The sequence below is a fragment of the Mycobacterium interjectum genome (assembly GCF_900078675.2).
In the GTDB taxonomy this organism is placed as follows: domain Bacteria; phylum Actinomycetota; class Actinomycetes; order Mycobacteriales; family Mycobacteriaceae; genus Mycobacterium; species Mycobacterium interjectum.
This window is the reverse complement of sequence record NZ_LT546236.1, coordinates 577026-591066: the sequence shown is the minus strand read 5'-3', so window position 1 is coordinate 591066 and position 14041 is coordinate 577026. Positions and strand designations below refer to the sequence as shown.

Sequence of the window (14041 nt, the reverse complement as noted above, 5' to 3'; positions counted from 1 at the left end):
CTTTAGTCCCCAAACCCATGGACATGAGGCCCCGTTGACCGGGGCCGCCAAGTGGCATCGTCACAGATGTGACCGAATGGCCCGCCACCGTCGACCGGCGCTACCACGACGCTGTGATCCTCGGCCTGGACAGCAGCGTCGCCGAGACCGAGCCCGATCGCGCCGAGGCGCGCGATTCGACCGTCCCGTTGCTGCGGCGGCTGCGGGATGCCGGGGTCGCGACGGCCGTCTACTCCCCCGGCCGCGATTGCGCGCAACTCCTGCGCGCCGCCGGAATTGACGACCTGGTGGGCGTTGTGGACGGCGACCCGGCCGAAACCGCGAACCGCCTGGGGGTACGCCCCGTCCGCTGCGTGGTCATCGACCGCGACCCCGCCGGTCTCAAGGCCGCCAGGGACTCCGGCTTCGGCCTCGTCATCGGGCTGACGCGCAACGGAGACGCCGACGAGCTGCTGTCGTGCGGGGCCGACACCGTGGTCGCCGACCTCGCCGGGATCTCGGTGAAAAGCGGTGGGGCGGCCATGTCGCGGATCACCGACGCCCTGCAGGCCTACGACCAGGTGAAGGAATTGGCCGCGAACCGGCTCCCGGTGGTCTTCCTCGACTTCGACGGCACACTGTCCGAGATCGTGGCGCACCCCGGCTCGGCGTCACTCGTCGAGGGCGCCGCCGAGGCGCTGCGCGCGCTGGCCGCGCAGTGTCCGGTGGCGGTGGTCAGCGGCCGCGATGTCGGCGATCTCCGCGGCCGGGTCGGGGTCGACGGGGTGTGGTACGCGGGCAGCCACGGGCTTGAATTGGTGGCGCCGGACGGCACCACCCACCAGAACGCGGCCGCCTCCGGCGTCGTCGGCGCGCTGGCCCGGGCCGCCGACCGCCTGGCGGAGACGCTCAGCGATGTCCCGGGAACAGTGGTGGAGCGCAAGCGCTTCGGGATCGCGATTCACTACCGCCATGTCGATCCCGACGTCGTCGACCGGGTGATCGTGGCGGCCCGCGAACTCGGCCGCTCCGAGGGCCTGCGGGCCACCCCGGGCCGCAAGGCCATCGAGCTGCGTCCAATCATGGACTGGGACAAGGGCACGACGCTCAGTTGGCTCCTGCAACGGATCGTGGGCAGCGACGCCCCCGACCCCGGCACCGTGTTGCCGGTCTACATCGGGGACGACATCACCGACGAGGATGCGTTCGACGCGGTCCAATTCGACGGCCTGGGCATCGTGGTGCGCGACGACGAGGACGGGGACCGCACCTCCGCCGCGCTGTTCAGCCTCGAAAACCCGTCCGCGGTAACCGACTTCGTTCGCCGGCTGGCCGAAGACCTGGGCACCGCGGGGTCGAGAGCGGACGACGATTGGGAACTCGTCTACGAGGGCTACGACCCGACGTATGAGCGGCTCCGCGAGGCACTGTGCACCGTCGGCAACGGCTATGTCGCCAGCCGCGGTTGCGCACCGGAGGCGGCCGCGTCCGAGGCACATTACCCGGGCACGTATGCCAGCGGCGTGTACAACACGCTGGCCGACCGGGTCGCGGGCCGGACCATCGAGAACGAGAGCCTCGTCAACCTGCCCAACTGGCTCTCGCTGACGTTCCGCGTCGACGGCGGGGCGTGGTTCCACGTCGACGACGCCGAAATACTGTCCTATCGCCAGACATTCGACCTGCGTCATGCGACGTTGACCCGCAGCCTGCGATTCCGGGACGGCTCGGGCCAGATCACAACACTCACCCAGCAGCGCTTCGCGTCCATGCATCAGCCCCACCTGCTCGCCATGCGGACCACCATCTGCGCCGAGAACTGGTCGGGCACAGTCGAGTTCAGCTCGCTGCTGGATGGTGGCGTGCAAAATACCATGGTCGAGCGCTATCGGTCGTTGTCCAGCACACATCTCAGCGCGCCGGCGATAGACGCATTGACACCCGATTCGGTGCTCTTGCGGACCGAAACCTCGCAGTCGCACATCTCGATCGCCGTCGCGGCCCGCACCACCGTGTGGTGCGGGGACGCCCGGGCCGACGCCCGGTATGGCGCCGTGGCCGAGGGCGACCGCGGCGGTCACAACATCGCCGTCACCCTCTCCGCGGGCCAGTCGGTCACGTGCGAGAAGGTCGCGACCATCTTCACCGGCCGGGACACCGCCATCTCGGAACCGGCCAGCGCCGCCCAGCAATACCTCGACGCGGCCGGGCGATACGACGAGCTGCACCAGCAGCACGCCCGGGCGTGGGACCGGTTGTGGGAGCAGTGCAACGTCGGCCTCGCCGACGGCACACCGGCGCTGCGGGTCCTGCGGCTGCATTTGTTGCATGTGCTGCAGACCATTTCGCCGCACACCGCCGAACTCGACGCCGGAGTCCCGGCGCGCGGGCTGCACGGCGAGGCCTACCGCGGGCACGTCTTCTGGGACGCGCTGTTCGTCTCCCCGGTGCTGAGCCTGCGCCTGCCCAACGTGGCGCGGTCGCTGCTGCTCTACCGCTACCGGCGGCTGCACGAGGCGCGCCGCGCCGCGCGGCGCGCGGGGTACCTCGGCGCGATGTACCCCTGGCAATCGGGCAGCGACGGGCGCGAGGTGAGCCAGGAGGTGCACCTCAATCCGCAGTCCGGACGGTGGAATCCGGACGCCAGCGCACGGGCGCATCACGTCGGCCTCGCGATCGCCTACAACGCCTGGCAGCACTACCAGGTGACCGGCGACCGCCAGTGGCTCGTTGACTACGGCGCCGAGATGCTGGTCGAGATCGCGCGATTCTGGGTGGGCCTGGCCACCTTCGACGACACCCGCGGCCGCTATACGATCCGGGGAATCATCGGGCCCGACGAGTTTCATTCGGGCTATCCGGGCAAGGAGTACGACGGGATCGACAACAACGCGTACACCAACGTGATGGCGGTCTGGGTGATCATGCGCGCGATGGACGCACTGGACCTGTTGCCGCTGCGCGACCGGCTCGATCTCGTCGGGAAGGTCGACCTGACGACCGACGAGCTCGATCGGTGGGATCACGTCACGCGGCGCATGTTCGTCCCGTTCCACGACGACGTGATCAGCCAGTTCGAAGGCTATTCGGAACTCGACGAATTGGATTGGGACGACTACCGGCGGCGTTACGGCAACATCCAGCGGCTCGATCGGATTCTGGAAGCCGAAAACGACAGCGTGAACAACTACAAGGCGTCCAAGCAAGCCGATGCGCTGATGCTGTTCTACCTGCTGTCGTCCGAGGAGTTGCTGGGTCTGTTCGGCCGGCTCGGCTACCGCTTCGCGCCCGAGCAGATTCCGAAGACGATCGAGTATTACCTGTCGCGGACCTCCGACGGATCGACGCTGAGCGCGATCGTCCATTCGTGGGTTCTCACCCGTGCCCACCGGCACCACGCGATGCGGTACTTCGTCCAGGTGCTGGGTTCCGATGTCGTCGACATCCAGGGCGGTACCACCTCGGAGGGAATACACCTGGCGGCGATGGCCGGCAGCGTCGATCTGCTACAGCGATGTTTCACCGGGCTGGAGACGCGCGACGACCGGTTGGTGCTCGGCCCGCACTGGCCCGAGGCGCTCGGCCCCATCGAGTTCCCTTTCGTCTATCGCGGTCAGCGGGTCCATCTCCGGATCAGCGGACGGACCGGCGTTCTGACGTCCGAATCCGGCAACGGCGGAGCGATAACGGTCGAATGTCGCGGCCGGGTCCAGCGCCTCTTGCCCGGACACAGCATCGAGGTGGCGTGAGCGGCGGGCAGCCGACCTCCGCGATGGACCAATGCCCCGAAATGGGGGTCGAACGGCCCTGCTGACACGCCGCAGCGGGCCAATAACGTGTCACAAGAGCGGTTTCCCGGGACTGTCCTTCGGGGGAGGCCAATCAGATCGGGAGGAAACATGAACCATCCGCAAGCAACGGCACGGGTCGTCGTCGGTATCGACGGCTCACAGGCGGCGATCAACGCGGCGCTGTGGGCGGTCGCCGAGGCCGTCAGCCGCAACGTCCCGCTGCGGCTGGTCCACGCCATCCAGGACCGACCCGCCGATGCGACGGGCGATGACGGCATGGAGGTCGAGTATGCCCAAGCATCCCTGCGCGCCGCCGACGCCGCGCTGCAGGCCACGGGCAAGCCGGTCCAGGTCGAATGCGACATCGTGCGCGGGTGCCCGGAGGGCATCCTGGTCGACGAATCACGCAGCGCGGCAATGATTTGCGTGGGATCGGTGGGGATCGGCCGCATCGCGCGCAAGCTCCTCGGCTCGACCGCCGACGCCGTCGCCCGCAAAGCGCAATGTCCGGTGGCGGTCGTTCGGAGCAACGGCCATAAGTCGGACGCCGGATGGGTCGCCGTCGTGGTCGACGATTCGCCGGCCAACGACGCGGTGCTCGAGGAGGGTTTCCGCGAAGCGCGGCTGCGCCGGGCACCCATCTTGGCGCTGGGGGTGTGGCGGTGGGGGCTGGGCGAGGTCCCCTACCGCCAGCTGGAGCATCGGCTGGGCCGGTGGGTGTCGAGGTATCCGGAGGTCCATGTCATGCCGGCCGCCGCACGGCGCGGACCGGCGGAGTTCCTCGCCCACACGCAGGAATCCGTCCAGCTCACCGTGGTGGGCAACGAGGACGCCGACAAGCTGGCCCGGATGGTCGGCCCGGCTGGTCCGCACCTGACCGGCCCCGCCGGGTGCTCGGTGTTGGTCGCTCGCGGTCGCACGATCTAGCCGGCGGGACCTAGCCGGCGGCCCACTCCTTGGCGCGGTCGAGCTCATCGAGCCCGAACACGGCGAGCTCGCCGGGGATCATCCACGCCACGGCGTGCAGGACATGGCCGACCCAGTCCTTGTCGGAAACGATCGCGATCCGCTTGAAGGCCGAATGATGCGCGAAGACCATGCCGAACCCCAGCCTGATGTCCTCGACGAAGCCGCCGGGCCCGAAGCCCTCGTAATCGGGGGCGATGACCTCCACGATCCTGACCTCGCCGGTGTTCAGCATCTCTTCCATCGCGGGTTTGAAGTCGCGCAATTCGTCACCGCGCAGCCGGCCCGACACGCGGATGCCGCTCACCCCTTGCGGCATGTCCGGTAGTAGCTCGATCATCGCGTCCTCCTAACGAACAACAATCACGGGAACTTTCGCCGATTGCGCCACGGCCGAACTCACCGACCCGAGCAGCATCCCGGGAAAACCCCCGCGACCGCGGCTGCCGACCACGACGAGCTGCGCGCGCTCGGACTCCTCGAGCAGCCAGCGGGATGGCTTGTCGCAGAACAACAACCGCTCGACATGCACATCCGGATACCGTTCTTGCCAGCCGGCCAGGCGTTCGGCGAGAATCTCCTGCCCCTCGCGCTCGCGGTCGCGCCAGTCCATCCCGAGGACGGGGAACACCCCGACGTCGCTCCAGACGTGCAGCGCGCGCAGCCCCACCCGGCGGCGCGAGGCCTCGTCGAAGGCCAGGGCGGTCGCGGCTTCCGACGCGGGCGATCCGTCGACGCCCAGCAGGACGGGCGCGTTGGCGTCAGGAGCGGCGCCCTCGCCGGCGTGAATGACCGCGACCGGGCAGTGCGCGTAGTGAATCAGCCCCGTCGTGACCGAACCCAGCAGCAGGCGGCCCAGCGCACCCAGGCCCTGGCTGCCGGCGACGATCACCCACGCGTCCTTCGAGGCCTCCGCCAGCGCCGGCACCACGCCGGAATAGACGACCTCCGTGCGGATTTCGGGTGGCTGCGCCCCCGCCAGGCCGGCGCTGAGCGTCTTGCGGGCCTGATCGATGACGTGATGCGCGTCGTCGTGCTGCCACTGCGGCATGTCGGCATACAGTTGACCCTCCGGCCAGCCGACGACCACCGGTGGCACGGCGTGCATCAACGTGATGGGCAGCTTGCGCATGACGGCCTCGCGGCTGCCCCAGGCGACGGCGGCGTCGGACGCCGACGATCCGTCGACGCACACCAGCACTCCGAATTTCTTTGTCATGTCGGACATTTCGCATCCTCGTCGGTCAAATCGGGCAGCTCGATCTCCAGGTGACGCACCGATCCGTAATCCGCCGGCTCGCAACGCCAGCCCAGGTCGAAGACCACCATGAGCATCAGGTGGTTCTCGCCCAGCACGTCGGCGACGAAGCGCCCGATTCCGTGAACTCGGGCGACGCGGGCCAGATGCTTCAGCAAGGCCGTTCCGACGCCGACCGAATGGTCTTCGTGGGCGACCACGATGGCGAACTCCGCGGCCTTCGGCGTCTCACGGACGACGACATAATGGGCCACGCCGATCAGCCGACCGGCGTCGAACGCCCCGAGGGCGCACAGCCCGTCGGGGGGCTCGGTCAGCCTGCCGACGAGTTCGGCCAGCTCGACCGGCTGCAGCGTGAAAAAGCGAAAGTAGCGGTCGTGGTCGGAGAGTTGTTGGTGCAGCGCCAGGACCGCGGCGGCGTCGTCGGCGCCGAGCCGGCGCATCGACACGACGCGCCCGTCCAGCAGTGGAGCCGTAACCGCGAATTCCACCGCCTGGTCGCTCATGATGAACGACGTTATTCCGTCCCGGGGCGGTTGGGCAGGGGCCGTTGGACCCCACCCCGCGGGATTTGGTCCCGCACCGCCGGCGTTACTGGTCGGTGAGCGGGGCGACCCAATGCACCCGGGTGCCACCCTCCGGGGGATTGCTGATCTCGCAGGTGCCGCCGAGCTGCTCGGCCCGGCGCTTGATATTGGCCAGCCCGCTGTTGCGCGTGTTACCGGCGGGGATGCCGCAGCCGTTGTCGCTCACGTCGAGGACGAACATGTCGGCCACGTCCACCTCGACGGTCAGTCGCGAGCCGCCGGAGTGGCGCAGCGCGTTGCTGACGGCCTCCGTGGCGACGGCCTCGGCCTGCTCGGCAAGCTCACCGCCCACGGCGGTCATCGGCCCATGCAGGCGCAGCGTGGTGACGATCTCGCGACTTTCGGTCAGGTCGGCGACCACTTGTTGGATCCGCTGGCGGAAATCGGGCCCCTTGCCCAATGGGGATTTGAGCTGGAAGATCGTCGACCGGATCTCCTCGATGATGGTCTGCAGATCGTCGAGGGTGCGGTTGAGCCGCTCGACCACCTCCGGCGAACGCGCCCGGGCGAGCGTGCCCTGCAGGTTCATCCCGGCGGCGAACAGCCGCTGGATGACATGGTCGTGCAGATCGTGCGCGATGCGCTCGCGCTCGGCGAGGATGGTCAGCTGGCGCGAATCGTCCCGCGCCGCCGCCAGGACCAGGGCCATCGCGGCGTGGGTGGCGAAGTCACTCACCAGGTCGAGGTAACTCTCGTCGAACGGCGGCTGGTCCGCGGCGCGCGCGATCGCGATGACCCCCGCAACCTGATCGTCGGCGCGCAGCGGCATCAGGATGGCGGGGCGCTGCCCCACATCCGTGAACGCCTGGATCGGATACCGCAACGACTCGGTGATCAGCGGCTCGCCGGAACGGAAAACCTCGCCGCTGCTGGACCCCTGCACCGGAACGCGCCGGCCCATGACCTCGTCGGCGTGCACCCCCACCGCGGCGGACACCACCAGGGTGTCGATTTCGTCATCCGGCAGGTCGGCGTCTGCCGGGACGAGCACGATCGCCTGTTCGGCGCCGGTCAGGATCCGCGCGCTTTCGGCGATCAGCTGCATCGGGCGCCGGTGCGGCTGGGCGCTGGACAACAGGGCCGTCGTGATCTCGCGGCTGGCCTCCATCCACTTCACCGACAACCGCTCGCGCTCGAACAGTTGCGCGTTGTCGATGGTGGCCGCGGCCGCGAAAGCCAGTGCGCGGGCGGCGACCTCGTCGGACTCGGAGAACACCCGGTCCGGGTCGACGTGGGTCAGGTAGATGTTGCCGAAGACCACCCCGCGGATTTTGATCGGCACCGCGAGGAAGGCCCGCATGGGCGGGTGGTGCTCGGGAAACCCCACGGCGGCCGGGTGTGCGCTCAGGTCATCCACACGCAGGGCGGGCGTGTCGAGCAGCGACAGGCTCAACAACCCCTTGCCGAACGGCAGGTGGCCGATGCGTTTGACGGTGTCGGCGTCCATCCCCTCGTGGATGAACCGGAGCAAATTGCCCTCGGGATCGCGGATGGCCAGCGCGCCGTAGGGGGCGGCGGTCAACCCCCTGGCCGCGGCGATGATCCCGTGCAGCGTCGCGTCGAGGTCACCGACGCTCCCGCCGATCTCGACGAAGACGCGAAGCAGGTGCTCCATCTGGTCGCGCGCCGCCAGCAACTCGTCGAGCTGGGAATGCATTCTGGTCACAAGCCCGCGCTGGCCAAGCCCAGCAAAAGCCGAGCCGCGCTCGTCGCTGGTCACCCGACCGATACCTCCACGACACCCTCAGCGATGGGACAACTTGCGCCGGGTAGACCGACGTGTACGAAGTCAGCGACGCCAGATGCCTTCGGCCAGCTTAACCCCTAGGGGTAAACGCGCCCAAGACAACCGCGGCACGCCAGCTGGCCGCCGGCGCGCAGACGCGGCGCCGACAGCAAACCCCGGAGGCTCGTGTGGGCGCCGCCGACTAGCCGGGCGGCGAATCCGTGGGCCGGCCGGACCGCTGATCCAGCTTGGAGGCGAACACCGCCGCCTGCGTCCGGCGCTCCATGCCCAATTTGGCGAGCAAACGCGAGACGTAGTTCTTCACGGTTTTCTCGGCCAGGAACATCCGCGCGGCGATCTGCCTGTTGGTCAAACCTTCACTGAGCAGCCCGAGCAGCGTCCGCTCCTGTTCGGTGAGCCCGGACAACGGGTCTTCGCGTTCCGCCGTGCCGCGAAGCTTCGCCATCAACGCCGCGGCGGCCCGGTTGTCCAGCAAGGATTTACCGGCACCCACCTCCTTGATCGCGTGGGCCAGCTCCATGCCTTTGATGTCTTTGACCACGTAACCGCTGGCACCGGCCAGAATCGCCTCGAGCATCGCCTCGTCGGAGGTGAAGGACGTCAGCATCAGGCACCGCAGGTCCGGAATGTCGGACACCAGGTCGCGGCACAATTCGATTCCGTTCCCGTCGGGAAGGCGCACGTCAAGGACGGCGACGTCGGGCCGCAGGGCCGGAATTCTCGCCTTCGCCTCCGAGACGGACCCGGCTTCGCCGACGATTTCCAGCTCGGGGTCCGAGGCGAGCAGGTCGGCGAGACCGCGCCGAACGACTTCGTGGTCATCGACCAGGAAGACCTTGACCATGACGAATTCTTTCTGCCGGGTTGCGAGGCGACGGTCATGAAACCGCCGACCCAATATCCCATAGTTTCACAACCGCCCGGGCTCACAAGTGTTGCTGATTGACGACCAACACCGAGCAGTCGGCGTCCCGCAGCACGGCACTGCCGGCCGGCCCGACGAGCTCGGTCACCTGCTGGCGGTTGCGGGCGCCGACCACCACCAACCCGACCGACCGGCGCAGGGCCAGGTATCCGAGCAGGCCGCCGTGCACCGCCAGCGACTCGACCCGCAGCTGCGGATAGCGCCGCTTCCAACGGGCCAGCCGGCGATCGAGGTCGGCCAGCGCCCGGCGATCGCCCTCGGCAGGCCCGATAGAGACCGGCCCCTCGTCGTCCGGCGCGGATCGGCGGCAGATGATCGCCCGGATCGCGGCGTTGCGCAGCCGGGCCTCCGCGATGGCGGCGCCCAACAAGACACCGTTGTCGGGGGAGCCGTCCAGCTCGACGATGATCGAGTCCGCGGCGGGCTGGTCGTCGCGGCCCCGAACGATCGCCACCGGGCAGCGCGTCGATATGGCCAAGGCGGCGGCGGTGGAGCCGACCCGGCCCCGCTGGAAGTGACGCAATCCGACCGCGCCGACGCACACCATGACCGCGGATGCCGATGCGCTGATCAGGGCTCCGATCGCCGGTCCGGGGACGACTGCGGTTTCGATTCTGACGGGCTTCCCCGTGGCTTCGATTGCGTTGACGGCGTGGCGAATCGAGGTTTGCGGTGCGGCCGCCTCCATGTCGCCCCGCTCGGCCGCGTACAGCAGGCGCAGCGGCGCGTCACGGCTTACCGCCTCGTCGAGCGCCCAGAGCGCCGCGCGTATCGCCGCCTTCGAGCCATCGATACCGACCACGATCGACTGCGGTGTCGCCAACTGGCTCATCGACGTTGCCGGACTTTAGTGCCGGACCACCAGGACCGAACAGTCGGGGTAACCCACGATCGGATGGCAGTTCGGGGTGGCCAGCCCGGCGATCTCGGCGGCGTCGGCGCTGCCCACCACCGCCAATCCGATGTGGCCACTGTGCTTCTCGTCGGTTCTCACGCCGGTGCCCGCTGCGACGGTCTGGACGTGCACGTCGGGGTAGCGCCTGACCCAGCTGTTCAGTCGCCGATCGATCTGGCGCACGGTGGCGTGGCGCCGCCGGCCTTGCTCCATGGCCTCGTGCACGACGTCGTCGTTGTCCGGCTCGTCGTTGAGCACCACGGCGATCACCCCGAGCTCGGTCGGCGAGCCGTCGGGATTGGTGCGGATGATCGCGACCGGGCATTGCGCATCGGCCACCAGCGCGGTGGCAGTCGGCCCCAGCAGCCCGTCGGACGCCCAGCCCCGCCGGGAGGTGCCCACGCAAATCAACGCCGCGTCCCGTGATTCGTCGATGAGTACCTGCCCGGGATCGCCTGAGAGGACGGCCGTTTCGATCTCGACCGGCTTTTTTGCCCGCTGCAGGGCCCACTCCGCTTGGGACAGCGCCGTTTCGGCGCGCTCGAGCTCCCACTCGGAGGCGGGCGCCGATTGCCCCTCGCGGCGCGGGATGACGTAGACGAGGCGCAAGGGCAACTGCCGGCTCAGCGCCTCGTCGATCGTCCACTTGGCGGCGTTCACCGCGGCTGGTGAGCCGTTGATGCCCACGACCACCGACTTCGCGTCCAGCTGGTTCATGTCGGCTCCTGACTACCTTTCTTCGCTCAATGTCAGGCTATTGCGCCGCCGCTCCGGACACAGGGGTCGTTAGGCCTTATCTGGGAAGCCGTTCGTCAATCGCGATGTCGCACGGTTCGGCGGTGGCCGCGAAGAGCTTCTCCACATCGGCCCGGCCGCAGGCCGCCGTTCCGGGCGTCATCAGCATGGCCGCGCCCGCGGCGATGCCCAGCCGGACGGCTTTGACCAGCGGCCAGCCGCGACAGAGTCCCACCGCGATCGCGGCGACCATCGCGTCGCCGGCCCCGACGCCGCTGCCGCCGGGCATCGGAATCGCCGAGAAGCGCTGGCTGCCATGCCGTGTCGCGAGCAGCGCGCCGTGATGCCCCAGGGAGACCAACACCACTTCCGCGCGGCCGCTGTCGACGAGTTCGTGCGCGGCGCCGAGCTGTTCGGCTTCGGTTTCCAGCGGGCGCCCGACGCATTCCCGCAGTTCCCGCACGCTGCACTTGAGCAGGAACACCCCGGACGAGACGTGCTGCAGGCCGCCACCGGAGGTGTCCAGGATGAGGCGGACGTCGAGCTGCCGGCACATGTCGGCGACCCGCTGGTAGAAGGCGGCGGTGACGCCCGGCGGAAGGCTGCCGCTGGCCACCACGAGCTCGGCCGACTTCGCCGCCATGCGCAGTTGTTCGAGGCAGTGCGCCTGTTCGCGCAGGGTCAGCTGCGGCCCCGGCAGGACGAACCGGTACTGCTGGCCGCTGCTGCTCTCGTTGACGGTGAAGCTCTCCCGGGTGGCCGCGGCGATCGGGACCTGCCAGAACGGCACGCCTTCGTCGCCGAGCAGCTTCGCGATCAGGCCGCCGGTCGACCCGCCCGCGGGGAAGACCGCCAGCACCGACCCGCCCAGCACGTACGCGACGTGCGCGACGTTGATGCCGCCGCCGCCCGGGTCGTAACGGGTGGCGGCGCAGCGCAATTTGTCCGTCGGGCGCACCACATCGACGCTGGTGGTGATGTCGAGCGCCGGGTTCATGGTCAGCGTGACAATTTGCGGTCGGCCCGCAGGCGGCGGTGCTGGCGTCTGCATGATCACTCCGGTCGTCGGCGGCGGCTACAGGCCGGTGGGATACGTCTCGGGCGTTTCGCCGGCGATCCACAGGCTGGTCACCTCGAGGGGCTCGAGCGCGCGGGTCTGGTCGATGTGGATCATCGCGTCGAACTGATCGGCCGGCCGGACGTGGAAGTAGTGGCTTTGGCGTTCCGTTTCGGGCCGGTAGATCACGCCGATGGCGCGCCCCAACCGAACCGCGCTGAGCGGGTCGGTGGCTTCGGGGCTGATCAGCGGCGACACGAAGAACTGGCTGCGGCCCGTTTCGTGCAACAGTTCCTCGATGCTCCCGCCCAGCGCCGGGCGCACGACCTTGCGCTCGGCAACGCCGCCCCAGTCGCTGGCGGCGGTCACCGTACCCGAGTACGTGCTGAACCCGATCAGGCGCGCGTCGTCGCCGTAGCGCTGCCGCGCCAGCTGACCGAGCGTCAGCTGCCCGTCGGCCCACACCTCGGTCGCCCGCGCGTCGCCGACGTGAGAGTTGTGCGCCCACAACACTATTCGGGCCGACGGCGCATCGCTGTGGCGGTCCAGGTGCGTCAGCAGCGCCTCGAGGGTCTGCGCCATGTGCTTGTCGCGCAGGTTCCACGAGGTGACGCGCCCGCTGAACATCGCGCGGTAGTACACCTCCGCGTTGCGGACCGTCTGCGCATTCTGCTCGGCGTAGAACAGCTCGTCCTCGGCCAGCAGCCCATCCCTGCGCGCATAGGCCAACGCGTTTCGCTGGATCTCGACCAGCTGCTCGATCGCTTCCTTCTCGCACGAGGGGCCGGCGCCGAACGCCGCCGAAAAGCCGTACGCCTGACCGTCGTCGGCCGAGGTGTGGTCGAAACAGCCGTAGCGCTCCCGCGCCCGCGCGGCCGCCTTCGGGTCGATCTTGTCCAGGTACGCGATCACCTCGCCCATCGACCGGTGCAGGCTGTACAGGTCCAGGCCGTAGAAACCCGCCTGCCGGCCGTCCGACTCGTGCAGCCGGTTGTGGGCGCGCAGCCAGTCGACGAAATCGCTGACGACGGTGTTGCGCCACATCCAGGCCGGGAAGCGTTCGAATCCGCTCAGCGCCTCGTCGGCGCTCGTGTCGTCCCCCAGGCCGCGCACGTAGCGATTGACCCGGTAGGCGTCGGGCCAGTCCGCCTCCGCCGCGACGGCGCCGAAGCCCTTCTCCTCGATCAGCCACTTCGTGATGGCGGCCCGAGCCTGGTAGAACTCGTGCGTCCCGTGGGAGCTTTCGCCAATCAGCACGACGCGTGCGTCGCCGATGAGCTCCTCCAGCGTTTCGCCCGGCGGCAATCCCTGCGGCGCGTCGATGGCCACGCCGCGGATCACCTCCGCCGGCGTGCGCGCCGCGGCCCGGCTCGCCAGGGCCTCGGTCGTCGGGGTGGACAGCAGCCGGCGGACCTCGTCGTCGGTGACCTGGCGGAAATCCCAGAACGACTCCCCCACCGCCAGGAACGGGGTGGGCATCGAGGCGCACACCATGTCGTCGACGAGGCCGGCGAGTTCCCGGCAGGTCGATTCGGGCGCCGCGGGCACGGCGATCACGATGTGCGCGGGCTCGGCTTCCCGCAGCGCCTGCACCGCCGCGAACATGCTTGCGCCGGTGGCCAACCCGTCGTCGACGAGGATCACGGTCTTGCCGGCCACGTCGACGGGCGCCCGCCCGTCGCGATAGGCGGCCTCGCGGCGGACCAGCTCGCGGCCTTCGCGCTCGGCGATGGCGCGCAACTCCTGCGGAGTGATCCGCAGACCCCGCACGACGTCGTCGTTGACGACGACGCGGCCGCCGCTCGCCAGGGCGCCGACCGCGAACTCCTCGTGGCCGGGGGCGCCGAGCTTGCGCACGATGAAGGCGTCCAGCGGTGCGTGCAGCGCTGCCGCCACCTCCCACGCGACGGGGACCCCGCCCCGCGCCAGGCCCAACACGATGACGTCGCCCCGGTCGCGATACGCGCCGAGAAGGGTTGCCAGTACTTGGCCGGCCTCGCGGCGGTCGCGGAACACGCGCCGCGGCGAGCGCCGGGTGGCGTCGGCTGCTCTGGTCATGGTCCCATCCGACCAGTTGACCGGCGGTCGCGATAGGGACGGA

At 69.3% G+C, this 14041-nt stretch carries 11 protein-coding genes; 2 read left to right on the top strand and 9 right to left on the bottom strand.

Annotated elements, in window-relative coordinates:
* The first annotated feature begins 68 nt into the window (after positions 1–68).
* Both otsB and BN4348_RS32775 read left to right on the top strand, forming a co-directional pair.
* Positions 69–3728 (top strand): trehalose-phosphatase, encoded by a 3660-nt coding sequence (otsB, locus tag BN4348_RS32780; protein ID WP_066908504.1) that lies wholly within the window; start codon positions 69–71, stop codon positions 3726–3728.
* Positions 3729–3878: 150 nt separating this feature from the next.
* Positions 3879–4697, top strand: a complete 819-nt coding sequence (locus BN4348_RS32775) for a universal stress protein (RefSeq protein WP_066908501.1) — start codon at positions 3879–3881, stop codon at positions 4695–4697.
* 10 nt (positions 4698–4707) lie between these two features.
* Here the strand turns inward: BN4348_RS32775 and BN4348_RS32770 are convergent, their stop codons facing one another.
* The 9 genes from BN4348_RS32770 to BN4348_RS32730 form a co-directional block, all read right to left on the bottom strand.
* On the bottom strand, positions 4708–5076 hold the full coding sequence (locus tag BN4348_RS32770; RefSeq protein ID WP_066908498.1) for a SpoIIAA family protein: 369 nt from the start codon (positions 5074–5076) through the stop codon (positions 4708–4710).
* Between the two features lie 9 nt (positions 5077–5085).
* Positions 5086–5964, bottom strand: coding sequence for a universal stress protein (locus tag BN4348_RS32765; protein ID WP_066908495.1), 879 nt, complete (start codon positions 5962–5964; stop codon positions 5086–5088).
* Complete coding sequence (locus tag BN4348_RS32760) at positions 5952–6500, bottom strand: GNAT family N-acetyltransferase (protein ID WP_066908492.1); 549 nt, start codon at positions 6498–6500, stop codon at positions 5952–5954. The genes BN4348_RS32765 and BN4348_RS32760 overlap by 13 nt, the downstream gene beginning before the upstream one ends.
* A gap of 85 nt (positions 6501–6585) precedes the next feature.
* Positions 6586–8238, bottom strand: a complete 1653-nt coding sequence (locus BN4348_RS32755; protein ID WP_211145665.1) for a sensor histidine kinase — start codon at positions 8236–8238, stop codon at positions 6586–6588.
* Positions 8239–8509: 271 nt separating this feature from the next.
* On the bottom strand, positions 8510–9172 hold the full coding sequence (dosR, locus tag BN4348_RS32750) for a hypoxia response regulator transcription factor DosR/DevR (protein ID WP_066908486.1): 663 nt from the start codon (positions 9170–9172) through the stop codon (positions 8510–8512).
* Between the two features lie 82 nt (positions 9173–9254).
* Entirely contained in the window at positions 9255–10085 is an 831-nt protein-coding gene (locus tag BN4348_RS32745; protein ID WP_066908483.1) for a universal stress protein, read from the bottom strand.
* A gap of 15 nt (positions 10086–10100) precedes the next feature.
* Positions 10101–10865 (bottom strand): universal stress protein, encoded by a 765-nt coding sequence (locus tag BN4348_RS32740; RefSeq protein WP_066908479.1) that lies wholly within the window; start codon positions 10863–10865, stop codon positions 10101–10103.
* A 76-nt stretch (positions 10866–10941) separates the two neighbouring features.
* Complete coding sequence (locus BN4348_RS32735; protein ID WP_066908598.1) at positions 10942–11934, bottom strand: 1-phosphofructokinase family hexose kinase; 993 nt, start codon at positions 11932–11934, stop codon at positions 10942–10944.
* A gap of 24 nt (positions 11935–11958) precedes the next feature.
* Positions 11959–13998 carry an erythromycin esterase family protein gene (locus tag BN4348_RS32730; protein ID WP_066908476.1) on the bottom strand — a complete coding sequence of 680 codons (2040 nt, stop codon included), beginning with the start codon at positions 13996–13998 and terminating at the stop codon, positions 11959–11961.
* Between the last annotated feature and the right edge of the window lie 43 nt (positions 13999–14041).

Excerpts from the sequence above, each read along its gene's own strand:
- BN4348_RS32770 (WP_066908498.1), bottom strand. The coding sequence starts at position 5,076 with ATGATCGAGCTACTACCGGACATGCCGCAAGGGGTGAGCGGCATCCGC.
- BN4348_RS32765 (WP_066908495.1), bottom strand. The coding sequence starts at position 5,964 with ATGTCCGACATGACAAAGAAATTCGGAGTGCTGGTGTGCGTCGACGGA.
- BN4348_RS32745 (WP_066908483.1), bottom strand. The coding sequence starts at position 10,085 with ATGAGCCAGTTGGCGACACCGCAGTCGATCGTGGTCGGTATCGATGGC.
- BN4348_RS32775 (WP_066908501.1), top strand. The coding sequence starts at position 3,879 with ATGAACCATCCGCAAGCAACGGCACGGGTCGTCGTCGGTATCGACGGC.
- BN4348_RS32730 (WP_066908476.1), bottom strand. The coding sequence starts at position 13,998 with ATGACCAGAGCAGCCGACGCCACCCGGCGCTCGCCGCGGCGCGTGTTC.
- BN4348_RS32735 (WP_066908598.1), bottom strand. The coding sequence starts at position 11,934 with ATGCAGACGCCAGCACCGCCGCCTGCGGGCCGACCGCAAATTGTCACG.
- BN4348_RS32740 (WP_066908479.1), bottom strand. The coding sequence starts at position 10,865 with ATGAACCAGCTGGACGCGAAGTCGGTGGTCGTGGGCATCAACGGCTCA.
- dosR (WP_066908486.1), bottom strand. The coding sequence starts at position 9,172 with ATGGTCAAGGTCTTCCTGGTCGATGACCACGAAGTCGTTCGGCGCGGT.
- BN4348_RS32755 (WP_211145665.1), bottom strand. The coding sequence starts at position 8,238 with ATGCATTCCCAGCTCGACGAGTTGCTGGCGGCGCGCGACCAGATGGAG.
- BN4348_RS32760 (WP_066908492.1), bottom strand. The coding sequence starts at position 6,500 with ATGAGCGACCAGGCGGTGGAATTCGCGGTTACGGCTCCACTGCTGGAC.